Origin of the sequence: Pseudomonas sp. MWU13-3659, from assembly GCF_023757525.1 — a bacterium.
In the GTDB taxonomy this organism is placed as follows: domain Bacteria; phylum Pseudomonadota; class Gammaproteobacteria; order Pseudomonadales; family Pseudomonadaceae; genus Aquipseudomonas; species Aquipseudomonas entomophila_E.
Genome location: NZ_JAMSHW010000004.1, coordinates 195,101 through 219,511, shown reverse-complemented (window position 1 = coordinate 219,511; position 24,411 = coordinate 195,101). Strand labels below are relative to the sequence as shown.

15 protein-coding genes and 2 pseudogenes are annotated in these 24,411 nt (G+C 64.1%); 4 read left to right on the top strand and 13 right to left on the bottom strand.

Annotation, left to right across the window (positions count from 1 at the left end; genetic code table 11):
• Window positions 1–148: 148 nt before the first annotated feature.
• A complete protein-coding gene (locus NGM28_RS07880) occupies window positions 149–1,141 on the top strand; it encodes an NAD(P)H-quinone oxidoreductase (protein ID WP_252089730.1) in 993 nt (330 codons plus the stop codon).
• 5 nt (window positions 1,142–1,146) lie between these two features.
• Here NGM28_RS07880 and NGM28_RS07875 read toward each other — a convergent pair.
• From NGM28_RS07875 to NGM28_RS07840, 8 genes and pseudogenes are all read right to left on the bottom strand, one after another.
• A pseudogene (locus NGM28_RS07875) lies at window positions 1,147–1,257 on the bottom strand (PA1136 family autoinducer-binding transcriptional regulator); the annotation flags it as partial.
• Window positions 1,258–1,293: 36 nt separating this feature from the next.
• Window positions 1,294–4,863, bottom strand: a complete 3,570-nt coding sequence (locus tag NGM28_RS07870; protein WP_252089576.1) for a hypothetical protein — start codon at window positions 4,861–4,863, stop codon at window positions 1,294–1,296.
• Window positions 4,864–5,109: 246 nt separating this feature from the next.
• Window positions 5,110–5,673 (bottom strand): nucleotidyltransferase family protein, encoded by a 564-nt coding sequence (locus tag NGM28_RS07865; RefSeq protein ID WP_252089574.1) that lies wholly within the window; start codon window positions 5,671–5,673, stop codon window positions 5,110–5,112.
• The gene (locus NGM28_RS07860) at window positions 5,670–6,641 is read right to left on the bottom strand and encodes an XdhC family protein (RefSeq protein ID WP_252089572.1); all 972 of its coding nucleotides are present in this window, start codon (window positions 6,639–6,641) and stop codon (window positions 5,670–5,672) included. Before NGM28_RS07860 ends, NGM28_RS07865 begins: the two co-directional genes overlap by 4 nt.
• Before the next feature lie 3 nt (window positions 6,642–6,644).
• The gene (locus tag NGM28_RS07855; RefSeq protein ID WP_252089570.1) at window positions 6,645–7,856 is read right to left on the bottom strand and encodes a c-type cytochrome; all 1,212 of its coding nucleotides are present in this window, start codon (window positions 7,854–7,856) and stop codon (window positions 6,645–6,647) included.
• Between the two features lie 2 nt (window positions 7,857–7,858).
• Entirely contained in the window at window positions 7,859–8,398 is a 540-nt protein-coding gene (locus NGM28_RS07850; RefSeq protein WP_240062945.1) for a (2Fe-2S)-binding protein, read from the bottom strand.
• Window positions 8,391–11,222 carry a xanthine dehydrogenase family protein molybdopterin-binding subunit gene (locus NGM28_RS07845; RefSeq protein ID WP_252089568.1) on the bottom strand — a complete coding sequence of 944 codons (2,832 nt, stop codon included), beginning with the start codon at window positions 11,220–11,222 and terminating at the stop codon, window positions 8,391–8,393. The genes NGM28_RS07850 and NGM28_RS07845 overlap by 8 nt, the downstream gene beginning before the upstream one ends.
• A 1,017-nt stretch (window positions 11,223–12,239) precedes the next feature.
• Complete coding sequence (locus tag NGM28_RS07840) at window positions 12,240–12,383, bottom strand: hypothetical protein (protein WP_252089566.1); 144 nt, start codon at window positions 12,381–12,383, stop codon at window positions 12,240–12,242.
• 139 nt (window positions 12,384–12,522) lie between these two features.
• On the opposite strand from NGM28_RS07840, the gene NGM28_RS07835 reads away from it, so the two are divergent.
• Both NGM28_RS07835 and NGM28_RS07830 read left to right on the top strand, forming a co-directional pair.
• Window positions 12,523–14,850, top strand: a complete 2,328-nt coding sequence (locus tag NGM28_RS07835) for a bifunctional diguanylate cyclase/phosphodiesterase (protein ID WP_252089564.1) — start codon at window positions 12,523–12,525, stop codon at window positions 14,848–14,850.
• A pseudogene (locus NGM28_RS07830) lies at window positions 14,838–15,709 on the top strand (phosphate/phosphite/phosphonate ABC transporter substrate-binding protein). Before NGM28_RS07835 ends, NGM28_RS07830 begins: the two are co-directional and overlap by 13 nt.
• A 119-nt stretch (window positions 15,710–15,828) precedes the next feature.
• On the opposite strand, the gene NGM28_RS07825 reads toward NGM28_RS07830, so the two are convergent.
• The 3 genes from NGM28_RS07825 to NGM28_RS07815 form a co-directional block, all read right to left on the bottom strand.
• Window positions 15,829–16,971, bottom strand: coding sequence for a glycerate kinase (locus NGM28_RS07825; protein ID WP_252089560.1), 1,143 nt, complete (start codon window positions 16,969–16,971; stop codon window positions 15,829–15,831).
• A 139-nt stretch (window positions 16,972–17,110) separates the two neighbouring features.
• On the bottom strand, window positions 17,111–18,931 hold the full coding sequence (locus NGM28_RS07820) for a di-heme-cytochrome C peroxidase (RefSeq protein WP_252089558.1): 1,821 nt from the start codon (window positions 18,929–18,931) through the stop codon (window positions 17,111–17,113).
• Window positions 18,932–19,066: 135 nt separating this feature from the next.
• Window positions 19,067–20,161 (bottom strand): sugar diacid recognition domain-containing protein, encoded by a 1,095-nt coding sequence (locus NGM28_RS07815; RefSeq protein WP_252089557.1) that lies wholly within the window; start codon window positions 20,159–20,161, stop codon window positions 19,067–19,069.
• 162 nt (window positions 20,162–20,323) lie between these two features.
• Between NGM28_RS07815 and NGM28_RS07810 the strand changes: the two genes are divergently transcribed.
• Window positions 20,324–21,649 (top strand): MFS transporter, encoded by a 1,326-nt coding sequence (locus NGM28_RS07810; RefSeq protein WP_252089554.1) that lies wholly within the window; start codon window positions 20,324–20,326, stop codon window positions 21,647–21,649.
• A 72-nt stretch (window positions 21,650–21,721) separates the two neighbouring features.
• Here NGM28_RS07810 and NGM28_RS07805 read toward each other — a convergent pair whose 3' ends face one another.
• Window positions 21,722–22,825: a DmpA family aminopeptidase gene (locus NGM28_RS07805; protein WP_252089552.1), complete on the bottom strand. Its 1,104-nt coding sequence runs from the start codon at window positions 22,823–22,825 to the stop codon at window positions 21,722–21,724.
• 17 nt (window positions 22,826–22,842) lie between these two features.
• A complete protein-coding gene (locus tag NGM28_RS07800; RefSeq protein ID WP_252089551.1) occupies window positions 22,843–24,207 on the bottom strand; it encodes an APC family permease in 1,365 nt (454 codons plus the stop codon).
• Window positions 24,208–24,411: the final 204 nt, after the last annotated feature.

The window sequence follows — 24,411 nt, the reverse complement described above, 5'->3', positions numbered from 1 at the left end:
AGCCTGCCTGAAGAAATTTCGCAACGCGGCGCCGCAAAATCGCCGCGCGACCGCCGAGTGGTTGTTCCCTACCCTGTCATCCAGCGGGCCACCCAGGCCCTTGTTCAGAATGACAGAGGTTTCCATGCGTCACATCACCCCGTCCCAGATGACCGCCATCGACATCACCCAACCCGGTGGTCCGGAGGTCCTGCAAGCCACCACCCGCGAAACGCCGCGCCCCGGCCCACGGGAAGTGCTGGTCCAGGTCCATGCCGCTGGCGTCAACGGCCCAGACCTGCTGCAACGCAAGGGCCTGTACGCGCCACCTCCCGGCGCCTCGGATATTCCAGGCCTGGAGATCGCCGGCAAGGTCGTCGCCCTCGGTGAACAGGTCAGCCAGTTTGCCATCGGCGACGCGGTCATCGCCCTCGTGCCGGGTGGCGGCTACGCCGAGTATGCGGTGGCCGACGAGCGCACCACTGCGCCCCTGCCGTCCAACCTCAGCATGGTCGAGGGCGCGGCCCTGCCGGAAACCTTCATGACTGTCTGGGTCAACCTGTTCCAGCGGGGTGGTTTCAAGGCTGGCGAATCGGTGCTGATCCACGGCGGCGCTTCGGGCATCGGCACCACCGCCACGCAACTGGCCAAGGCTTTCGGCGCCTCGAAGATCTTCACCACGGTCAACGGTGCCGGGCAGCAGGCTGCCAGCCTCGAACTCGGCGCCGACCTGGCCATCGACTACACCCGTGAAGACTTCGTCGAACAGGTGATGCAACATACCGATGGCCAGGGCGTGGACGTGATCGTCGACATCATCGCCGGTGACTACGTCGCCCGGAACTTCAAGGCGGCGGCCATGGACGGGCGCATCGTGCAGATCGGCGTGGTCAAGGGCCCGGCCACCGAGGTCGACCTGTTCCCCTTGCTGGTCAAGCGCCTGACCCATATCGGTTCGACCTTGCGTGCGCGCAGTATCGATGACAAGGCGGCGATCCTCGCCGAATTGCAGGCCAAGGCTTGGCCCCATGTGCGCAGCGGCACGGTGAAGCCGCTGATCCACGCCACTTTCCCGCTGACCGCCGCGCTTCAGGCGCATGAGTTGATGGAGTCCGGCCGGCATATCGGCAAGGTGGTGCTGAGCGTGGCGCAGCAGAGCTGAAGTGTTCAGCCCTGCACACCACTGCCCTCGGCGATCCTGATCGCCTGGGCGGTGGTGGCCACGCCCAGACGGCGGCGGGCGGCACGCAGGTGGTTCTCGACGGTGCGTACCGACAAGCATTTTCGGCACCGTCTCATTGAAAATCTCGAGATCTACCCTTGTTTAATACCTTTTATGATAATTCCATTGGTAACCCCTTGGACTTTAATGCGAATTTCAAAGGAGAACCTCCCAGAGCCTGCATTGACAGTCCAAGTCATTTTCTCAGCTAGCGGTCTTTGGGAATCAAAGGCAGGCGCACAACCAACAAACCCGCCCGGATCCACCTTGACAAGGTTCAATTCAGCAGCGACACCTGAGTTAAGCAAGGGGCTATCTTTCTTCACCTCTAAAATGACACTTTTAAAACCACCGCTATTAATTTCCTGAGGAAAATACGCCACCTCGTCAGCCAAATTTCTCGAGAGCAATGCTGCGGTCAAACGCAAAGGAGAATCAAAAAGTTCCGAATGAATTTCCAAGCCAAATGAGCCTCTCTTCTCAGATACAGAATACATAGTCCACCCCTCGCGCCCGCTTGAAAAGTCCAAAGGCACACCATAAGCCGGCGTTACGGGTACATCTCCCTCTTTGAAGCCACCCCCTTCAAGTAGCTTCAATCTAAAACTCAAACCTCTCAACTTAAACAATGGGCTATTTGGTAAAACCTCGACAGACAAAGGACTAATAAATCCTCTATAAAACACATAATGATCACCCATATTTGCCCATGGCTGATAAACATTAACTTCATCCTCCAACCTGGAGGACAGCACGGTCAATCCAGGCAGCGCCAGTGGATATTGGAAGCCCTCCATCTCAACCTTCAATCCAAAAGTGCCACTGACTGTTGACGGTTCCAGGTTCCACCCCATACCCGACTGCGAGAACACTTGATCTGCGCCGTACTTTGGATTTGCAGAAACCTGCGCTTCATTCAGGCTACCACTCCTGTCAAACAACAAGTTAAAGCGGGGGCGCACCTTCAACACTGGGCTCTCGCCTTTCGCATGAAGGGTGAGGCGGTATAGGTTCTCACGACGTAGAATCAGGTTTTGCTCCACGGGCTTGCCATCTATCATTACGTCGATTTCGTCACTCACAAACTCGGCCATCACGGCCACAAACGCATACGGCATGGTCATGTCAAAACCGTCAAACTGCACACTGAAGTTGCAGTCACCGCTGGTGCCCGCCTTCCCTTTGAGGTCCCATTCCAGCCCAGCCCGCGTCAACGCTCTCGGCGCCTCATAATCCGGCTTAGCCTCCACGTCATCGCGGCTCAGGCTTCCCGTTATAAAACGCAAGCTGCACACTAATTCTCGATAGCTCAGCGGACTCTCAGGCTTCGGCTTTACAGCCAGTTTCCTGGTTATCCCGCGGCGCAGAACAAACCTGTCACGGCCCTCCCCGTCAGCGGTTACCTCCGCTTCGTCGGTTAACCGGTCCGAAATCAAGAGTGAGCCCGGATAGTCCAGCATGGTAGTGAACCCATCCATCTCGACGCGCAAGCCGAACCAGCCACTGGTGTCTTTACTGCTCGTCAGTGTCCAGTCCAGGCCGTCTGCCTGCATGGCACGCGCTTGGCCGTAGGCCGGCACCGATGGCATCTTGGTAGCGGGCAACGTACCGTCGCTCGAAAATGTCAATTTGCATGGGAGTTGCGCCATTGCCAGTGGGCTGCCGGGGTTCGGCTCACAATGCAGCACGTATTGCTTGTCACGACGGAATATAAACCTCGAGTATTCCTTGCCATCGCACGTCAACGTCACTTCGTCACTCAAGTTTTGTGACAGCAATGCCGCCCCCCTCAACTGAATCCCCGAGAATCCCGTCATGTGAAGATCAAGGCCAAACGTGCCACTGACATTCGCACCGGTCAGCGACCACTCCAGCCCTCCTGCGATCATCGGCCGTTTGTTGCCGTAGTTCGGACTTGCCGTTACCGTGTCTGGGGCCAGGCTGCCATTCACAAAAGTCATATCGCATGTTCCACCCGCCTGCAGCAGCGGGCTGCCGGGTTTGGGCTTGAGCTTTAGCGTCCGCGCCTTGCTTCGACGGAAAATCAAGGGGGCACTCACCGCGCTGCCGTCGATGGTCACGTCCACTTCGTCAATCAAGTGCTGTGACAGCAGTGCCGCATCCCTCAAGGTGAACCCCGTGAAGTTATCCATGTGCACGTTCAGCCCAAACGTACCACTGGCATCCGCACCGGTAACCGCCCATTCCAGCCCTTGCTCAGTCAGCGCCCGCTTTTCTTTGAAGGGAGGGACCGACGATACTTTGTCCTCGGGCAACTGGCTGCTACTCAAAAAGCTCATCTCGGATTCCCAGTTCAGGCCCGCCAGCGGACTACCTGGCTTGGGCTGGACCTTTATCGTGCGCGCCTGGCCACGGCGGAAAATCAACGGGCTATTCAGCGCAGCGCCGTCGATAGTCACGTCTACTTCGTCAATCAGGTTGGCCGACATCTGCACCCCGCTCAGCGGGAAAGGCATTGGCAACGCAGCTATCTCAACCAACAGGGAAAACTGCCCGCTTTCACCACCACCCCGAAGGTTCCAACTAAGCCCCGCCTCGGGCAACGGCCTGCCGAGTTCTGGCTCACCGGGAGGGGAGACCAGTTCGATCCCCAACTGCGCCCCCCCTTCCGGCCATACCAGCTTGATCGGTTGATCGACAAAAAAACTGCCCGCATCGGGTTTCACGAACAATGTGAACTTACCGCCCCGAGTCAGCCTTACCCCCAGCACAGTGGGATCGATGGGCTCGCCCTGCTCATCACGAAGCTCCACCTTCAGCTCATCAGGCCAGGCATTGCTGGCAAAAGCGGGTATTTTCAGCTCTTTCTTTTCGCTGCTCTCACCTAACTCATCCACGCAATAAGCGTGGAAGATCACGCGATTATCGACACCTATATCCTCAGGCCTGGGTGTATAGGTCAAGCGCGCCTTACCATCTTCCCCAGTCTCTCTTGGAGTTTGATAGCGCTTGCCGTTGAGCTCGAACCACACCGGTTTCCCTGCCATGACCCGGGCGTCGTCAAAAGGGCTCTTCACCGTCGCAGTCAGGACCGAGGTGACGAGCGGATCGACAATCGGTATTACGTTATCCCACTCCAACGTGGTAACCGCGTAATGAAAATCGCCCACATCCGCCAGGAACCCGTACTTGGGCGCCTGCCAGTAACTGCCCAGGGCCAGTTCCAGATCCTTGCCGGATTGCGCCGCCTCGCCTCCCCTCGCAGTCAATACCCAGTTCGCACCGGTCGCGGCGGACAAGGGCTGGTAGTGTTTCTCATCGTCGGGCTGCACCGTGCTTACCAATTTAAGGGGAGGTTCCGCGCTCAGGCCGTACTCCCCCGGCAGGCCGGCATCCCAGTGCAGGCTCAACTTTTGCTCCAGCCATGTGCTTGTATCTGGCGACGTCACTTCCAGGCGATGGGCGGCGCCGTGGCACAGCTTGAACGGTGGGGCGTTCTGGACAATGCCTTCTTCCGGCTTGCCGCCCTGCGGATACACGACCAGGCGCAATGGCGAAGCGGCAACCGAGGGGAAATCTTCTCGGGGAGGGGACGAGGGGGACCTGCCGATTATCTTGACGATCATGTTGATGATCGCCCCGATGCTGGCCGTGATGGCCGAGAACAACATTGAAACTCGAGAGGCTCCGCGTTTGGACATGGCGATCTCCGGTGTGCGTCCGCACATTGTTCCGAAGAACTTAATCGGCATGGTTGGCGGGCGAAACTGGCAAAAATGCTAGGGTCTTGCCCCTGACGCCTAGGTAATTGTCTGTTCGAGGAGTGTTCAACCGGTAGAACGGCGTAACGGCTGTTCGCCGGCAAGCCGGCTCCTACAGGTTGGCGTTGATCTTGAGGACCCGCACGTATTCGCGGGCAAGCAAGCGTCATGAATGTCCAGGACCGACTAGCCGAGCGCGGCAGGCGTATCAACGTCGCGCAATACCCCAGCGTCGTCCACCTCGACCACCCGCAATTGCCGAAGATGCCGTTGCAGCACCGAACGCGCGCCCTCATCGCCGGCCAATAGGGCCAGCTCAGGCCAGTAGTGGCGCCCGAACAGTACCGGATGCCCGTTCTGCTCCTGATGACGCGGCACTACAACGGCCGTTGGACTGGCCGCCTCGATCAAGCGAAGGAAGGTCTGCACCTGGATCCAGGGCATGTCGCCCAGCACGATGGCCACGGCTTCGGCGGCGCAATCGTCGAGCGACGCGGCGCCGGCCGCCAGGCTATGGCCCATGCCGAGTCCCGCCTCGGGGCTGGCCACGATGCGACAACCCATCGGCAGCCCCAGGTCCTCGGCCTGCTCGCCAGCACGCAAAACCACGCGCACCTCGTCGAACACTGCCAAGGCGCGTTCTACGCTGTGTTGCAACAGGCTACGCCCATCGGCTAGCAGCGCACGACGCTTGTCAGCACCGAAGCGCGAAGCCTGCCCCGCCGCCAGCACCAGCGCGACGACGCTCACAACGCCTCGCGGGCAACGCCGCTGCGGGTACGGAGGATATCGGCGAGCACCGCCAAGGCGATCTCGGCCGGGGTCTTGCTGCCCAGGTTCAGGCCGATGGGCGCGTGGATACGCGCCATCTCCACATCGCTCAGCCCGCCTATGCGGCGCAGCCGTTCACGACGTTTCTCGGAGGTCGCGCGCGAGCCCATCACGCCTATATAGAAAGCTTCGGTCTGTACGGCTTCGAGCATGGCCAGGTCATCGATCTTCGGGTCGTGGGTGAGCGCCACCACCGCGGTGTCGCGGTGGCAGCCACCATTGGCGATGAACACCGACGGCAGCTCCCGACGGATTTCTATCCCGTCGAGCACCACGTTGTCCATCACCTCGTCCCGCGGGTCGCACAGCACCACCTCGAACCCCAGGCCCTTGCCGAACTCGGCGCAGAAGTGCGCCACGCTGGAGTAACCCGCCAGCAGCAGGCGCTGGGCGGCGCCGATGCGCAGGCGCACGCGGCCTTCGCCCTGCTCCACCCGTGGCCCATGGCTATGGTCGTCAGACACCAGACGCTGGCCGGTGTGCAAGTCGACCTCGCGCAACAAGCGGCGACGCCCGAGCAGCGCCGCCTCCAGTTCGCCCAGATGGCCCTGGGTGGCGCAGTCGCCGGGCAGGTTCTCCACCAGCACGTCGAGGATGCCGCCACAGGGCAGGCGGATGTTCGAGCGGCTGTCGCTACCGTCGCCATAGCGCACCACGGCCACCGCCTCGGCGAACTCACCGGCGGCAACGCGCTCCAGGAAGTCTTCCTCGACGCAACCACCGGAGAGCGAACCGACCCAGTGCCCCAGGTCGTTGACCACCAACAGCGAGCCCGGCGCGCGCGGCGCCGAGCCATAGGTACCCAGCACCGTGCACAGCCACACGCGCAGCCCGTCCCGCGACCACTGTGCCGCCTGTTGCACCACCTGCAGGTCGAGATGCTGCACGGGTCAGTCCGCCTTCAGCTGGGCCAGCTGTTGTGTGGTCAGGTCGCCTGGCAGGCCGCCCCAGGCTTCGCGCAGGTAGTTGACCATGTCGGTCAGCTGCTGGTCGTCGAGCTTGTCGGCGAAGCCCGGCATCGGCTGCATGCGCTCGAAACCGGTGAACTGCTGCTCGCGGATACCGTCGACGATGGCCTTGACCAGGTTGCGCGAGTCGGCCTGGCGCAGGATGGTGTTGCCCTGCATGGCCACGGCGATATGCGGCTTGCCCTCGCCTTCGCCGCCATGGCAACCGGCGCAGACGTTCAGGTATTGCTGGCGGCCACGCTTGGCGCTCTCGCCCATCGTCTCGTGGGCCACGGCCTGCACCACCTTGGCCGCTGGTGGCTGGTCACCCAGCAGGTAGGTGGCCATGGCCGACAGGTCGCTGTCCTCCAGATGCTGGGTGCTGTGGTGCACCACCGGGTACATCTCGTTGAACATGCTGCCCTGGGCACTCATGCCGTGCTTGAGGAAAGTCGCCAGGTCGGCTTGGTTCCAGCCGCGATCAGCCAGGTCCTGGGCCAGCAAGCTGGGCGCCAGGTAGCCCTGCAACAGGCCACCGGTCAGGCGCTTGTCCTGCTGCAAAGCGCCGATGGGGTTGCGCGGGGTGTGGCACTCGCCGCAGTGGCCGAGCACTTCGACCATGTACTGGCCGCGCTTCCACGCCTCGCTGTTGCCTTTGCCCTCCTCCAGCTGCACGCTCTTGCCGTACAGCATGTTCCAGCCCATCAGGCCCAGGCGCACGTTGAACGGGAAGCTCAGGCTGGTCTCGGGCGCCGGGCGGTTGATCGGCGCCACGGTCTTGAGGTAGGCGTGGATGGCGTCGGCGTCCTCGCGGGGGATCAGGTGGTACGAGGTGTAGGGCATGGCCGGGTACAGGTTGGCGCCGTCCTTGCGCTTGCCCGCGGTGAGGGCGGCGAAGAACTCGTCGTCGCTGTAGTTGCCGATACCGTACTGCTTGTCCGGGGTGATGTTGGTGCCGTAGATGGTGCCGAACGGCGAATGGATCGGCAGGCCGCCGGCATACGGCGCGCCGCCTTCGGCGGTGTGGCAGGCCATGCAGTCGGCGGCGCGGGCGAGGTATTCGCCGCGCTTCACCTGCGCCTGGTCATCGGCCTGGGCGCTCAACGCCAATACCGCGCCGATGGCCATCGCCAGGCCACTCAAAACTCGCTTCATGCTCAACCCTCCTTGACCAGGCCGAGGTCGCCCAGCACTTCGCGGGTGGCCTCGTAATAGCGCACGTAGCCGGTGCAGCGGCACACGTGGTGGCCAAGGCTGGCCTCGATGGCGTCCTCCAGCTCGCTCTTTTTCAGCGGCTTGCGCTGGGCTTTTTCCACCAGCACCGTGGCGGCGTTGACGAAGCCCGGTGCGCAATAGCTGCACTGGAAGGCGAAACGGTCGACGAACTTCTGCTGGATCGGGTTCAGCTCGCCGGGGTTGCCGGCCTCATCCAGCTTGGCGTGGCCCTCGATGGTGCGGACCTTCTTGCCCTCGAAGTAGTGCGCGCCGGTGATGCAGGTACGCACCTCCTCGCTGGTGCCGTCGGGGTTGTCGACGATCACCACGCAGGCGTGGCAGATGCCCTGGCCGCAGCCCAGGCGGGAGCCGGTGAGGTTCTGGTATTCGTGCAGGTAGTCGATCATCGCCAGGTCATCGGGGACCACTTCGGTGACGACAGGTTGACCATTGAGGGTCAGTTGCAGCTTGCGGTCAGCCATTGAGGGCCTCCTTGACTCGGGCGGGGGTGATGGGCAGGTCGCGCACGCGCTTGCCGATGGCGTGGGCCACGGCGTTGCCGATGGCGCCGACCACCGGGATCATCACCACTTCGGCGATGCCTTTGGATGGATCGGTGGGTGACAGCGGCGGCAGGATCTCCGACGTCTGCTTCCACACCGCCACATGCCGGGCCATCGGCAGGCGGTAGCGGTTGAAGTTCCAATCACCCTCACCCGGGCCGCCCTCGTACAGCGGCATTTCTTCCAACAGCGCGTGGCCGATGCCCATGGCGATGCCGCCTTCGAGCTGGCCCTTGACCAGCTCGGGCACCAGCACCCGGCCGCACTCGACCCAGCTGTGGTGGTTGAGCACGCTCACTTCGCCGCTGCCCTTGTTCACCTTGACCTCGACGATGGTCGCCACCGGGCTGTAGTAGGTGACCATGGCGTTGTTCAGCTGGGTGGCCGGGTACTCGGCGTTCTGCCGGTCCAGCAGGTGGAAGCCGTTGCTGTTCATCTGCGCTTTCTTGGCGTTCACCGCGCCGTCGCCGTACTTCACCGCCAGGGCGTCGAGCGGCAGGCGCTCGCGCACGCCGTCGATGACGAAGTCAGCCTCGGCCCAGCTCCAGCGGTTGAAACCGTGCACGCTGGCACCGGTGACCAGGCCCATCTCGTGGGCTTTCTTGGCAAGCTCGGCGAACGGGATCGGCGCCAGGCCGTTGCCGGTCAGCGCGCCGTTGACCCACACCGCGTTTTCGCGGCGCACCACCAGTGGGTTGGCCTGGCCACCGAACGGGCCCTGGCTCCAAAGCGCCATGGCCGCCGGCCACAGGCCATGGTTGAACAGCACGCGGGCCGCTTCGCGGGTGGCGTGGCTGAAGTAGAACGCCGAGTTGGTCGCCGACGACGGCGAGGCCAGCTTGCCGACCCAACGCGGGTCGCGCAGCGCGGCGTCCTGCTCGGCCTGGCTGATCAGGTACGGGTTGCCGCTGGTGCTCAGTTGCAGCTCCGGCCATTCGGTCTGGGCGGTCTTCACTTCGTCGGCGACACAACCAAGGAAGTCGCTGACCACCAGAGCCTGGGAGGTCGACATGCCCGTGCCCAGCTCGGTACCGATATGACGCAGGGTGATACGACCGTCAGCGGTGAACTCGACGGCCGCCATCGGTGCTTCAGAGCCGGTGCCGAAGCCCTTCTGGGTGATGGCGAAGCCAACCCCGTACCAGTTGTCGTGGTCCTTGGCGTCCTCGGCCTGCTTGCGTGCATGGCGGTTCTTCCACCACTCATGCTCGGCGGCCTTGTCGAGAATCTCGTGCAGACGCAGGGCACCGGCGGGCACTGCGCCCTGGGTGTTCTTCATGCCCGACTTGAGCGCGTTCTTGCGGCGCAGCTCGATGGCGTCAACACCCAGGCGATCGGCGATTTCGTCGACCATCATCTCGGTGGCGGCCATGCTCTGCAGGGTGCCGTAGCCACGCATGGAGCCGGCCTCCACACCGCGAGAATGGTAGGCGGTCACCGACAGGTCGTTCTGCGGCATGTAGTAGATCGACTGCGCCGCGGTGGCGCCCACGGCGGCCACCGACGGGCTGTAGTTGATGCGCCCGCCGCCGTCGACGGTCATGTCTGCGCGGAAGATCTTGAAGCTCATGTCCCGCTTGTCGACGGCCAGCTGGTAACGGATGTCGAACGGGTGACGCTTGATGCCGCTCTGGAACTGCTCGTAGCGGTCGTTGGCCAGGCGGATCGGCACGCCCGCGCCGTACAGGGCGGCGACAGCGGCGTAGAACACGAAGATGTTGTTGTCCTTGGAGCCGTAGCCGACGGTGTAGCCCGGGTGCATGTTCAGGTGCTTCAGGGCGAAACGCGACGGCTTGATCATGTGCACGCATTCCTGCGCCACTTCGAACGGGCACTGGGTGGCCACGACGAAATGCAGGGTGCCGGTCGCCGGGTCGTACCAGCCGTTGCCGTTGTCCGGCTCAAGGGCCGCAGGCTCGATCGACGGGGTCTTGTAGCGCTCGTCGAACAGCAGCCAGTCTTCCGGCGGCTGCTTGAGCTGCTCGTCGATGCGCTGGGCGTAGAACATGCCCTGCTCGGTGAGGTTGCCGTGCTGCTTGGGCTCGGCGGTCCACACCGGCTTGCGGGCGAGGATGCTGGGGAACAGCATGGTGTTCTTCAGGCTCGAGTATTCGTCCTCGTCGAACGGCGTCTTGCCGCCCACGCGCACGAAACGGAAGCTGCCGTAGGGGTCGCGCTGGTACAGCGGGGCCTGGGCACCGTAGCGGATCGCCTTGTCGTTGAACTGCAGCTTGAGTTTGGCCTTGCGGAAGCGTTCGAAGTCGTTCCAGATCAGGATCGCCACCGGGTGGCCGATGAACATCGGCACCTGGCCGGGGGGTAGCAGCGGGTCTGGCGAATGGGCTTCGGGCCAGGCGATACCGTCTTTCTTCAGGTCGTCGGCGGTGACGATGCGGTCGGGCTGCAGGTCGGCGCCGAGCAGCGACAGGTCGTAACCTGCGTAGATCTGGTCGGCCTTGGTGGCCTTGAGCAGCATGGCGTGGCCTTGCTGCTGCGGCCAGCCCGGCATGTCCTTGGCGCGAATGTCGCGGGCGAAGACTTTGTTGCCGCAGACCTTGGACAGCGCGTCGTTACGGAAGCGCGCCTTGCCGTCGTGGTTCATCCACTTTTGCGGCGAGGTGGTGACCTTGTTTTCCATCAGGGCGGCGAAGGCCTGGCTACCCAGTGGGGCCAGGGTCACGCCGACACCGGCGATCAGCCCGCCTTGCAGGAACGAGCGCCGGGAAATATCACGGTTGGACATGGTTGATCCTCTGGGCGGTCGGGCGCCGCCCATGCTTTGTTCTGGTGCTGTGAGACACGGAGGGCGCGCAATTTCACAAAATCTGACCTTTAAGTCAAGATACACGGCTTGTTACATGTGATTAAGTCAAGCAGACAACTTGTCGCGGGCTGGGGGGGATTTGCCGGTGGCTTCGGCTTCGGCTTCGGCTTCGGCTTCGGCTTCGGCTTTCAGAGTGTGGGTTTGGAGGTTTGTGAGCATATCCATTGGCGATGGTGACGCCGATTCACCTTTCCGCCCTTACGGCGGCCTACTTTGGTCTTGGCCAAAGTAGGCAAAGCCGTCGGCTCCATCATCCGTCCCGCGCACTGCGGGATCCCCTCATGCCTTTGTTGCTCCCGCGGGTACCGCGCTGAACGCCCCATCCTGGGGCGCAGCGCTCGACGGCCATCCATGGCCGTCGCCCCACTACGCAAGAACTCCGCTCGGCCTCCTGAAGTCGCAATTGGCGGCGCCTGGACTATCGCGCATCAAGATCAAAAGCCGGGCGAGGCGCTGCGCGCTCGCAGAAGCAAAGAGCAAAGAGCAAAGAGCAAAGAGCAAAGAGCGAAAGCATTGATGGCGTTGTAATGCTGTGATGGATGTATTGTTTGTACCATTGGTTCGCCGGCAAAGCCGGCTCCTACAATGGAGCGGCGTACACCGTCAGGTAGGAGCCGGCCTTGCCGGCGAATGCGTACTCAAGAACATGAATAAACAACTAGCGACAGCTGCGCCTGTCTAGGCGCCGCCCGTAACTTCGCGACTTCAGGAGGCTGAGCGCAGGCGTCTGGAGGGCCAGGTGCGCAGCACCCTTCGGCGTAGCCGAAGGCGCGAGATGTAGACTTGCGCAGCAAGTCGTAGGCCGCGCGGGCCCGGAAGGCGCCGGAGCGAAGGGACCCGGAGCGTAGCGGAGGGCCGTATGATGGAGCGCACGGCTTTGGTTACTTTGGCCAAGACCAAAGTAACCCGCCGTAAGGGCGGAAAGGTGAATCAGCGTCAACTTAGCAAACGGATATGCCCACAACTTGAAAAACCACCACCACCACCACCACCACCGACAACAACAACAACAACAACAACAACAACAACAACAACAACAACAACAATAACAATAACAATAACAATAACAATAACAACCATGAAGCCACATATATTCAGTACGACTTGCCCATTCGATAACCTCGCAAAAAACAAATAAAGGCACATCGCCACCAGTCATCCCTTTGTCATGTTTCTGTCGTAATTTGAAACCCCAAACCCAAGGCAGGGAACCCAAGCAGTGATCCGCCGCCCCCTCTCCCCCGCAGGCCTCCTGCCACTCCTGCTAATGACCCTGTGCGCCGTCACCCTGACCTTCCTCTGGGCCCTGCACATCAGCCAGAAAACCGCCTCCCGCCAAGACGCCCTGGCCGCAAAAGCCGGCGAACACCTGAACCTGGCCAGCATCGTCGCGGAAAACCTGCGCCAGCTGGTGGACCGCGCCCAGGCCGTCGGCCGCGTCACCCAGGACGACATGCGTCGCCTGCGCCAGGGCAACCTGAGCCTGGCCCGGGTGCTCGCCGAAGACCCGGTGTTCAAGCGCATGAGCCTGTACGACCGCAACGGTCGCCTGCTCTCCTCCAGCCACGCCGACGAACCCGAGCAACTCTCACAGGCCTGGCTCGACCAGCTCAAGGTCCATGTCTCGCACTACGGTTTCAAGGCCTTCCTGCCCCGTACCACACCGTCGGCAACCCCCACGGCACTGCCCACCTGGCGCCTGCCCTTCCTGCTGCCGCTGACTGACTTGCCGGGTCGCGAGATCGACAGCATCCTCGTGGTGCAGCTGGACATCGGCTACCTGGCCGTACTGTTCCAGCACATCGAGTTGGGCCGCAGCGGCCTGGTGCGGTTGCTGCAGGACGACGGCCAGGAACGCCTGCGCATCGACACCAGCGGCGTGGTGGTGGCCGGCGACACGCTAGTGCCGGGCCTGCCGGGCACGGGCGAGGAATCCGGCCAACTCACCCAATACACCCTCGCCGGCCCCTACCAGAGCCTGTACCGACGGGTGCCCGAACGCGGCTTCAGCGTGGTGGTCAGCCAACGCCATGACGAAATCCTCGCCCCCACCCTGCTGGCCAGCCACCGCCAGTTCTGGCTCAACCTGAGCATGACCCTGCTGATCCTCGCCAGCCTGGCCTGGGGCCTGCGCCTGCTGCGCAAGCGCCATGAAGCGTTCCGTGAACTGGAGCGCGCCCAGCGATTCAACCAGCAACTGATCGGCCGGCTGGAGGACGCCCACCGACGCAGCAGTCACGCAGCCGCCACCGACCACCTCAGCGGCCTGCACAACCGTCGCCAGTTCGTCGAAGTCGCCGGCCAGGCATTACCCCATCAACGTGGCAAACGGCGCTTGATGGCGATCCTGTTCATCGACATGGATCGTTTCAAGTCGATCAACGACTCGCTCGGGCACAAGATCGGCGACCTGTTGCTGCAGGCCGTGGCCGGACGCATCCGGCGCCTGCTGGAGCCGGGTGACGAAGCTTCACGCTTCGGCGGTGACGAATTCGTGGTGCTGCTGGCCGGGGAACGCGGCGAAGAGCAGATCGACGCCTGGGTACGCATGCTGGTGGAGAGACTGTCCGCGACCTACGCCCTGGATGGCCAGGAGGTCAACACCAGCCCCAGCGTCGGCGTGAGCATCTGCCCCCGTGACGGCCAGGACATCGATACGCTGATCCGCTGCGCCGACGCCGCCATGTACTCGGCCAAGCAGGCCGGGCGGGCCCAGTACCGCTTCTTCGACCCCTCGCTCAACCTGACCGACATCCAGGCCTTCACCCTGGAGCAGGCATTCGGCAGCGCGCTGGCCGAGCGCCAGTTCGTGCTTCACTTCCAGCCGCAGGTCCGCCTCGACACCCTGGCGGTACAGAGTTATGAGGCCTTGGTGCGCTGGCAGCACCCTGAAATCGGTTTGCTCTACCCTGACCGCTTCATCGGTGTCGCCGAGCGCAGCGGCTTCATCGTCGAGCTGGGCTGGGAGGTACTGCGCCTGGCCTGCGAGGAGCTGGCGCGCTGGCGGCTGCGTGACCAAGGCGCGCGGCTGGCGGTCAATGTCTCGGCCCTTCAGTTGCGCCAGGCCGATTTCAGCGAGCGCCTGCTGGCGGAACTGGAGTACTACGGTATCGCCCCCCAGCGCCTGGAACTTGAGATCACCGAAACCACCGTGCTCGACCCGCAAGGCTGCGCCGTCGAACACCTGCACCGCCTGCGCGGTGCCGGGCTGGGCATCAGCCTCGACGATTTCGGCCGTGGCTACGCGGGCTTTGCCCACCTGCAATCACTGCCGCTGTCCAAGCTCAAGATCGATCGGGCACTGATCGCCCCCTTGTGCAACAGCCATGACGACAGCCCGATCGTGTCCTCGACCATCATCCTCGCCAAGCGCCTGGGCCTGGAAGTGGTGGCCGAGGGGGTCGAGACCCGCGAACAGGTGGTGTGCCTCAAGCTCGCCGGCTGCGACATCGCCCAGGGCTACCATTTCAGCCGCCCGCTGTCGTCCGCCCAACTGCACGACTATCCGCCGTTCAAGGGCACCGAGGAGAAGGCATGCGTGTACTGAAGCCTCTTGTCGCACTGGCGCTGGCCAGCTTGCTGGCCGGCACCGCACTGGCCAATTGCAAGCCGCACAGCCTGCGGTTGGCAATCATCCCGATCAAGAACGTCGAGGACATGCTGCGCGAGCACCAGCCATTGCTCGAACGCCTGGGCAAAGCGGCTGGCGTGCCGGTGGAGCTGGTGGTCAACCGCTCCTATGAAAGCGTGGTCGATGCCGTCGTTTCCGGGGGCGCAGACATCGCCAGGCTGGGCCCGGCCGCCTACTTGCTCGCCCATCGCCGCGACCCGCGCATCGAGGCTTTCGCCACTTTCACACTTAACGCCGGGCCTTATACACCTGCGGGCAACCATTACCAGGCGCTGTTGCTGACCCGCGCCGAGGGGCCTACCGACCTCAATGCCGTGAAAGGTACTCGGGTGGCGTTGAGCGACCCGGCCAGCACCTCGGGCAGCCTGGTGCCCAGTGTCGAGTTCGCGGGTCTTGTAGGTGCGCCGCTGCAGGGTTACTTCAGTTCGCTGGTGTATGCCGGCAATCACGACAACGCCCTGCAAGCGTTGCTCGACGGTCGGGTGGATGCCGCCTTCGTCGCCAGCGAGCGGGCCGACGCCTACCTGGCCGAGCACGCCATCGACCCGGCGCGTTGCGGGTACTGTGGCGCTCGGCGCCGATCTACTACGACCCGTATGTGTTCAGTGCTGGCCTGTGCCCGGCATTGAAGCAACGGTTGCGCAAGGCGATGCTGGAGGATCAGCAAGGGCTGGCGGGTTTCGTGGCTTCGCAGGAAGCCACGGGGCTGGTACCTGTGGGCCACAAGGAATATGCGGGGTTGGAGCGGATCATGGAGGCCTCGCGGCAGCCTTGAATGGCTTTGGGCTGCGCCGTCAGCTCCTCTGTAGGAACGGCTTTAGCCGCGATGCAGGCAACGCCGTGTCTGGCACCCACTTCGCGGGTGATCGCGGCTGAAGCCGCTCCTACAGGCAGTCAGTTGCCTTGACGCGCCACCTGCCACAACCGCGCCACATCCCCTGCCCGCGCCTTGAGCAGCGCCCCGGCCTCGGCGCATGCCTGCTCCAGGGTCATCGGCCCGCTGGCCAGGGCGAACGCGGCATCGATGCCATGGGCATACAACTGCTCGTAACCTATACCGAGGGTCCCGGCCAGCACGACTACCGGTACACCATGCTGCTTGGCCACCCGCGCCACGCCCAGCGGTGTCTTGCCGCGCAACGTCTGCGCATCGAAACGCCCCTCGCCGGTAATCACCAGGTCGGCGCCCTGCACCAGGGCATCCAGCCCGGCCAGCTCGGCGACGACCTCCACACCGGGGCGAAAGCGCGCCCCCATGAAGGCTTTGGCCGCGAACCCCATGCCCCCGGCCGCGCCGCTACCCGGCTCGCCGCGTGCGTCCTTGCCCAGCAAGCGGGCGCAGTGATCGGCAAAATGTGCCAGGGCTTGGTCCAGCGCCTGCACCTGCTCAGGGTTGGCGCCCTTCTGCGGGCCGAAGATCGCCGAGGCGCCATTGGGGCCGCACAGCGGGTTATCGACATCCGCGGCAACCTCCACCTGCACTTCGGCCAGGCGCGGATCAAGATCGCTGGCGTCTATCCGCGCCAACTGCGCCAAGGCCAGGCCGCCTTCGGCCAATGGCTGGCCGTCGGCATCGAACAGACGCAGGCCCAGCGCGCGCAACATGCCGCTGCCACCGTCGTTGGTGGCGCTGCCACCGATGGCCAGGACGATACGCCGTGCGCCAGCGGCCAAAGCCGCAGCGATCAGCTCACCGGTGCCCCAGGTGCTGCTGCGGCAGGCATCGCGTTGGGCGCTGGGCACCAGCTGGATGCCGCTGGCCTGGGCCATCTCGATCACTGCCGTGCGGCTGTCCGGCAGCCAGCCCCAACCCGCCTCGACGCACTCACCCAACGGGCCACGCACCTGAAGGTGACGCAGCTCGCCATGGCTGGCGGCGACTATCGCCTCCATGGTGCCTTCGCCACCGTCAGCCATGGGGCATTCGAGCAGCTCGGCCTCGGGCCAGACCTCGGCCAGGCCGCGAGCGATGGCTTGGGCGACACCGGCGGCGTCGAGGCTGTCCTTGAACGAGTCGGGGGCGATGACGATCTTCATGGGATTCTCCTGTCCTGATGGCCGCATGCTGACAGGTACGACTTACCTGCGCTTTGGTCGGATGCACAAAACAGGAAGTGGCGGGTTTGGGCGTTTCCAACACATCAGGGGCCGAGCAGTCCGCGCGGCCCCAGGTGCTTCACAGTGTTTTCAGGTATTCGAGCAAGGCCATGCGCTCCTCAGGCTTGAGTGCACCGACACCATAATCATGGCCCGCGTTGCTGTTGCCACGCCGCGTGGTGTCGAAACGGAAACGGTTGCCCTGCCCCTCGGTGGCGACGAAACCGACGTTCTTCGGGTCGAACTCGGTCGTGCCGGTGTAGAACACCTTCATGCGCTGCTCCGGCGGCAGCAGCAGTTCGTTCAGGCTGGCGACAGAGCCGTTGTGCAGATAGGGTGCGGTCGCCCAGATGCCCGTGAGCGGCCGTGCCTTGTAGGCGAGGGTCGGCACACTGGCCGCGGCATTGTAGCAATTGATTTCGCGCAGGTCCTGCTCATCCTTGGCGGTGAACAGCGCACGGTTACGGAAACCTGGCACGCGCTCGGGTTTTACCGGGACACCCAGAAAGCCCCCGGCGACCAGTTCGGCAACATCGTGGCGCTGGCCCAGCAACGTTTGCTTGACCGTTACCGCCAGCATGTTGGCAACGCGGTCATAGGGCTGGACAGGCTGCGTTTTTTCGCCCTTGAAACCCGGCGCCGACATGCCTGCCAGCACACCGGCATCGGACTTGTACTGATAGGCGTTACAGGCCATTCCCGGGTCGGTGCCGATGCGTTCAGGGGACTGGGTTTCCTGGCTGGCGATCGTCACCATGTGCGCCTTGATCGGTGTGCGCAGGTCGGTACGGTCGAGCTTGACATGGCAACTGTCGCACTTGAGGTTGCCGTACAGCCTGGCGCCGGTGGCCACCAGCGCCGGGTCGGGCACGCCCAGCACCGCATCGGGCCAACGCGGTGGCTTGAGCGTACGCAAGGACTCCTCGAGCACTTCCAGGTTCTTGACCTTTACGCTGGAGACGAAACCGTGCAGCCATTTAGGGTCCTTCACGGGCACCACATCGGCGAACACGCCGATCACCTCACCGACATTGCGCCCCAGGGCACCCACATCGATGCTCTGGTGCCTGAGCACGGTCAGGCGCTGGTTCTGCACCATGCCGTTCCACTGCACCTTGTCATGCTGCGGCACGTTCCACAGGAACGGATAGCTGACCGGTGCGTCGGCGGGGTTGGCCTGCGGGTTGGGCGCGCCGCTGATCTGGCTGACCTTGTTGAGGATATGGCCGACGGCATCGAGCCGCCCAGGACCATAGTCGATGGTATTGCCGTTGAGTTCGCGATTGCGCGCATAGAATGCGTTAAGCCGCGCCAGCGACTGCATCAATTGCTGGCGGTTAGCTCGGGTGTCCTGGTCACCCAGCACGGCCTGGGCAAAGCGCGCGAACTTGGCGGCGTCGTGTTCGGTTTCCCGCATGGCGCGCTCCATGTCGTTGAAGAACGCCTGGAAGTCCGCATTGGTCGGCCCACCCTGGACCACCATGGCCTGCCCTTTGTAGCGCACGGTGCTGGTGTGGCAGGCCGAGCAATTCATGCCCAGCCAGGCCTCCCGGTCACCCTGGCCGGCATACCAGCGCAAGCGGGTGTAGGACAGGTGGCGATCATTGTTGTCGTCTGGAACGAAGCCAGCCGGCAAGAGCAGCGCCCGCCCTTGATACTGCGCCTGATACGCCGAGTAACCGTAGTTGGCCAGGTTGCGCTCTGTGATGAAACGGCTTTGCTGACCCGGAGCCTCCAGCGCTTGCGCCCAGGACAGCGGTACGTAACGCGACCCTTGCGATAGCTGCTGCCAATTGCCGAGCGTCTTCCCATCCCAGCCTTGGTCAAGATCGACAGCGTGCACCGTCGTTGCCAGCGCAAACAGCCCCCACAGCAGCGTCACCTTCCTTGACTTGCGCATTGCGGCAACTCCTTTGCTCGTCCAGTTCAGCGCACTGTAGCCCAGCACATGCAGGACATCAGGGGGATGGCATCACAATGGCAGTATTAGCAGATGGTAGCGCTAGCAAGAATCAGAGGTGCCTACGACCGTCTCTCATGCCGGAATCAGTTGCAGCCCCAGGTAGAGGCTGAGCATGCCCTCCATCCGCAACGGGTCCACCTCGCCCACTTCGGCGATCCGCTCCAGCCGGTAACGCAAGCTGTTGCGGTGGATACCCAGGGCATCGGCGCAAGCCTGGCTCTGCCCATCATGGGCACACCAGGCGCGCAGGGTGGCGAGAAGCTGGCCGCTGCTGTCCTTGGCGCGGATACGCTGTAGCGGCTCCAGCAGTTCGTCCAGGGCATCATCGTTGCGGTGCCGCCAGAGCAGCGCGGGCAGGCGGTAGCGCGCCAGCGAGAGCAGGCATTCACGAGGTAGAACTTCACGGCCGTAGGCCAGCAGATCGCGCACGCGCCGATAACCTCGGCGCAACTGCTCCAGGCTCTGCGCCGGGCCGCCCAAGGCCAGGCGTTCAACCTCCCAGCCATGGCGCCGCAGCCGTTCGAGCAGCCGCGCTTCATCCAGCGCCACGCTCGCCGGGCGGCACCACAGCAACGATTGCCGCGCCGGGCTGACGCACCAGCTGTCCGGGTAGCGGCTCATCAGCCACGCCGACAACGCCTCGGCCGGTGGCCCCGATTGCAGTTCGAACAGGCAGGGAATGCGTGGCAGGTTGGGCTTGAGCCCCAGTTGCTGAGCCTCGTCGACCAGCCGCGGCGAGTCGCCGCTGCCGCCCAGGAGCAAGGCCAGCAAGTCGTCGCAACGCTGGCGCCGCCATTGCTGCTCCACTTGCAGGTGGCGCTGGGCCAAGAGCATTTCGGCGGTCATGCGCACCAGTTCGCCATAGGTACGCAGCTGTTGCGGATCACCGGTCAGCCCCAGCACGCCGATCAGTCGGCCATCGAGCATCAACGGCAGGTTCACGCCGGGTTGCACGCCCTTGAGGCACTTGGCGGCCTCCCCGTCGAGCTCGACGATCCGGCCGTTGGCCAACACCAGCTGGGCACCTTCGTGGCGGGTGTTGATGCGCTCGGGCTCGCCACTGCCGAGGATCAGCCCCTGGCTGTCCATCACGTTGACGTTGCACGGCAGGATGGCCATCGCCCGGTCGACGATGTCCTGGGCCAGGTCGTGGTCCAGCTCGAACATGCAGGGTTCCTTGCAGTGGCGGGTTTTGGTCGGCGGCACAGCAGCCCGCGCCCCAGGCTGTGCGAAAGCACAAAGACAGCCGCGCTACACTCCCCGAGACTCCTCAAGGCGAGCGCCGGAACAGGCGACGCGGCGACAACCATAACAAAAGAGAACCCGATCATGGCACACAGCCCCGCCCTTGACCAAGGCACCGAGATCACCCGCGACGCGCTGTACCGGCGTGTCACCCTGCGGCTGATCCCGTTCATTTTCATCTGCTACCTGTTCAACTACCTGGACCGCGTCAACGTCGGCTTCGCCAAGCTGCAGATGCTCGACGCCCTGAAGTTCAGCGAAACGGTGTACGGCCTGGGGGCCGGCATCTTTTTCATCGGCTACGTGCTCTGCGGCCTGCCCAGCAACCTGGCGCTGAACCGCTTCGGGCCGCGGCGCTGGATCGCGCTGATGATGATCGCCTGGGGCAGCCTGTCCACCTGCCTGCTGTTCGTCACCACGCCCACCGAGTTCTACACCCTGCGCTTGCTGACCGGCGCCGCCGAGGCCGGCTTCTTCCCTGGCGTTGTGCTGTACCTCTCGCGCTGGTTCCCGGCTGATCGCCGTGGCCGGGTCATGGCCCTGTTCATGTCGGCGATCCCGGTGTCCGGGCTGCTGGGCGGGCCGTTCTCTGGCTGGATCCTCGACCACTTCGCCGCAGGTCAGCATGGCCTGGCCGGCTGGCAGTGGATGTTCCTGATCCAGGGCCTGCCCACCGTGGTGCTGGGTGCGCTGGCGATCGTGCTGCTCAGCGACGGTTACCAGAAGGCGGCCTGGCTGAGCCCGGCCGAACGCAAGATGATCGAGGCCGACCTCAAGGCCGACGCGGCCAGCAAGCCCGTCACCAGCGGTGACAGCCTGCTCGCGGTGCTGACCAACCCGCTGATCTGGACCTTCGGTTTCGTCTACTTCTGCATCCAGAGCGGCGTCTACGCGATCAATTTCTGGCTGCCGTCGATCATCAAGAACATGGGCTTCGACAACCCGTTGCTGATCGGCTGGCTGAGCGCCATCCCCTACCTGCTGGCAGGGGTGTTCATGATTGTCGTTGGCCGCTCGGCGGACCTGCGCAACGAGCGCCGCTGGCATCTTGTCGTGCCGATGCTGATGGGCGCCCTGGGTCTGTTGATTGCAGTCAACTTCGCCGCCAACCCGACCCTCGCCATCCTCGGCCTGTCGATCGCCACCATGGGTGCGCTGACCGGCCTGCCGATGTTCTGGCCGATGCCTACCGCGCTGCTGAGTGCCGGCGCCGCAGTGGCTGGCCTGGCGATCATCAACTCGGTGGGGCAGATGGCGGGCTTCCTTAGCCCTTACCTGGTGGGTTTCATCAAGGACCAGACCGGCTCGACCGATGCGGCGCTGTATGCGCTGGCAGGGTTGATCGTGGTGGGTAGCCTGGTGGCGCTGCGGGTTTCGCGCGCGGGTCGCAATACATTGGTCCAAGCCTAGGCCTCGCTGGCGAACGGGGCGACGCTGAAGTCGGCGTTGGCCCGGTTCGCCAGCAAGGCTGGCTCCTACGGGTTAGCGGGCAGCCGATTTCCAGCCCGTTTCATGTAGCGCTGTCAGTAGCGTGTCGCCCTCCAGCCCTGGCACCACCACCCCATCCTTGCCCACCATCGTGCGCCCGGCCAGCAAGGCATTGACGATGGCCTCCTCCACCGCCTCCGCCGCCGCCAGGAACACCGCCGAGATGTGGTCGTTGTTGAGCATGCGCACCTGCGAGCACTGCGCCAGCTCCTGGCGTGCGTAATCGGCTGGCGGCAGTTCCTGGTTGCCGGTGGAGAACGCCAGGAAGATATCGCCACTGGAATCCTCGGTGCCGCCGCCCGTGCGGGCGATACCGATCGACGCCCGCTGGGCCAGGCGCTGACACTGGTGCGGCAGCAGTGGCGCATCGGTGGCGATCACCACCACGATCGAGCCCATGCCCGGCGTGCCGGTGCGTTGCTCGGCGAATGGCGAGGGCAAATGCGCCAACTGGCGCCCGACCGGATAGCCATCCACTCTCAATTCCTGGCGCTGGCCATGGTTGGCCTGGACCAAGGCGCCAACGGTCCAGCCGGCCTCCAGGCGCCTCGAGGCGGTACCGATGCCCCCCTTGAACTCATGGCAGATCATCCCCGTGCCACCGCCCACCGGCCCTTCCGCCACCGGCCCCGAGGTGGCGGCGTCCAGCGCCTGGCGTACCTGCGCAGGCGTCACATGCTGGCCCCAGATGTCGTTGAGCACGCCGTCGAAGGTTTCCATCACCACCGGCATGCACCAGTACACGGCATCATCCGGCAAGCGCTCGCGCTCGGCGGCGATCAGCGCGTCGCGCACCACGCCGACGCTGTGGGTGTTGGTGATAGCGATCGGCGTGGTCAGCAGGCCGGCCTCGCGAACCCACTCCAACCCCGTGGCGTCGCCGTTGCCGTTGAGCACATGGCAACCGGCGAAGCACGGCTGCAGGCGCGCCGCACCGGCACGAGGCTCGATCAGGGTCACCCCGGTGCGGATCGGCGCCGGGCGTTGTTCGTCGATCAGGGTGCTGTGGCCGACCCGCACCCCTGGTACATCGGTAATGGCATTGAACGGGCCCGGGGTGCCGTGGCCGAGGGTGATGCCGAGTTGACGCGTGCGCATGTCTGCTCCTTGGATATTCACAGTTTCTGGAAGGTCGGGCTGAGCCGACCGTGGGTGCTGTAGAGGGTGACCGACACCGCCAGCAACCCGAGGATGATCAGCAGGTCACGCCAGGACGCCTCGCCCAGCAGGGTTACCAGCAACCAGCCGGCGCCGCTGACCGCCAGCAATGCAGGCAAGGGCCACAGCGGCATGCGATAAGGGTGTTCGCGGTCGCGGCGCAGCACCCGGCTGCACAGGGCGCAGGCGGCGACCACCAGGTAGATCAGCAACAGCAGCAGCACGGTGAACGTGGTCAGCTCCTCGAGGCTGCCGGACAGGCTCAGCAACGCCGAGGGGACCGCCAGGAACAGCGTAGCCAGCCATGGCGATTCCCAACGTGGATGGATCACGGTGAAGGCGCGGTTCAGGCCCGGTGTCCAGATCGCGTCGCGGCCGCTGCTGTATACCACCCGCCCGACCTGGATGACGATGGCGACGATGGCGTTGAACACCGAGAGGAAAATCCCGGCGCTCACCAGGCGCGCCAGGGTGGCATTGCCATGGGCGGTGAGCAGGTAGCCGATCGGGTCGCCGCTGGCCAGCATCGCCTGCAGCGACGGTGCGCCGATCAGCAAGGCGGCCAGCGGGATCACTTCGATCGCCACCACCACGGCCAACGACCAGAGCACCGCACGGTGCACGGTAAGCCCCCGATCCTTCATGTCCTCGGCCAGCAGCACCGCGCCGCCGTAGCCGTTGAAGGCGAACAGGGCCATGCCCACCGCGCCGAGCACCAGCGCCCAGGGGGCGGCCACCAGTGCACCCTGCTCCAGCACCTGTGGCTGTAGCAGGCTGGCGGCGGGCTGGCTGGCATTGCCGAAGCCCAGCACCACGATCACCAGCAGCGCGGCGACCTCGCAGATCAGGAACAACCCGGTGATCCAGGCATTGAGGCGGATGTTGAGGATCCCCAGCGCGTAGCTGGCCACTACGATCACCAGCGCCACGGTCTGGGTGTCGAAACGGGTGCCCAGGGCGTTGTTCAGGTAGGTCGCAGCGCCTGCGGCCAGCACGGGTGGGATGAACAGCAACGAGGCCAGCACGGTGAGGAACGTGGCGTAGCCGGCCAAGCCGCCGAACACGCGCTTGGCATAGACATACTCGCCGCCCGCGGTGCTGTGGGCGCGCCCCAGTTCGGCGTAGCACCAGGCGAACATCAGCGCCAGGGCCGCGGCCATGATGAAGGACAGGAAGGCACCACTGCCGGCCTGCTGGATGGCGAACGGGGCGATGACGAACACGGAGCTGGCCGGGGTTACCCCCGACACGGTGATGGCGACCACGTCGAACACGCCCAGGCGCGGTTTTAGCGCGCTGGCGGGAGCTTCGCTGGAGCTCATGGCGTTTTTCCTCTGAATTGTTATTGGTGGTGAGGGGAAAACCCGGTCGCGCGGCCGCTGGACCTGGGTGGACTGTAGGCCGAGGTGGCGCTGGGGCCAATTACCTAAAGGGGGTACGCCTCTTGACGGGCGGGTGGGAAAGTTCGAAGACTGCGGGGTCGCTGTTCGCCGGCAAGCCGGCTCCTACAGGTGCCGCGCCGGACT

Coding starts and splice junctions, on each gene's coding strand:
- NGM28_RS07870 (WP_252089576.1), bottom strand. CDS start 4,863: ATGTCCAAACGCGGAGCCTCTCGAGTTTCAATGTTGTTCTCGGCCATC.
- NGM28_RS07850 (WP_240062945.1), bottom strand. CDS start 8,398: ATGGCTGACCGCAAGCTGCAACTGACCCTCAATGGTCAACCTGTCGTC.
- NGM28_RS07825 (WP_252089560.1), bottom strand. CDS start 16,971: ATGAAGATCGTCATCGCCCCCGACTCGTTCAAGGACAGCCTCGACGCC.
- NGM28_RS07855 (WP_252089570.1), bottom strand. CDS start 7,856: ATGAAGCGAGTTTTGAGTGGCCTGGCGATGGCCATCGGCGCGGTATTG.
- NGM28_RS07820 (WP_252089558.1), bottom strand. CDS start 18,931: ATGCGCAAGTCAAGGAAGGTGACGCTGCTGTGGGGGCTGTTTGCGCTG.
- NGM28_RS07805 (WP_252089552.1), bottom strand. CDS start 22,825: ATGCGCACGCGTCAACTCGGCATCACCCTCGGCCACGGCACCCCGGGC.
- NGM28_RS07800 (WP_252089551.1), bottom strand. CDS start 24,207: ATGAGCTCCAGCGAAGCTCCCGCCAGCGCGCTAAAACCGCGCCTGGGC.
- NGM28_RS07840 (WP_252089566.1), bottom strand. CDS start 12,383: ATGGTTGTTATTGTTATTGTTATTGTTATTGTTATTGTTGTTGTTGTT.
- NGM28_RS07880 (WP_252089730.1), top strand. CDS start 149: ATGACCGCCATCGACATCACCCAACCCGGTGGTCCGGAGGTCCTGCAA.
- NGM28_RS07810 (WP_252089554.1), top strand. CDS start 20,324: ATGGCACACAGCCCCGCCCTTGACCAAGGCACCGAGATCACCCGCGAC.
- NGM28_RS07845 (WP_252089568.1), bottom strand. CDS start 11,222: ATGTCCAACCGTGATATTTCCCGGCGCTCGTTCCTGCAAGGCGGGCTG.
- NGM28_RS07815 (WP_252089557.1), bottom strand. CDS start 20,161: ATGTTCGAGCTGGACCACGACCTGGCCCAGGACATCGTCGACCGGGCG.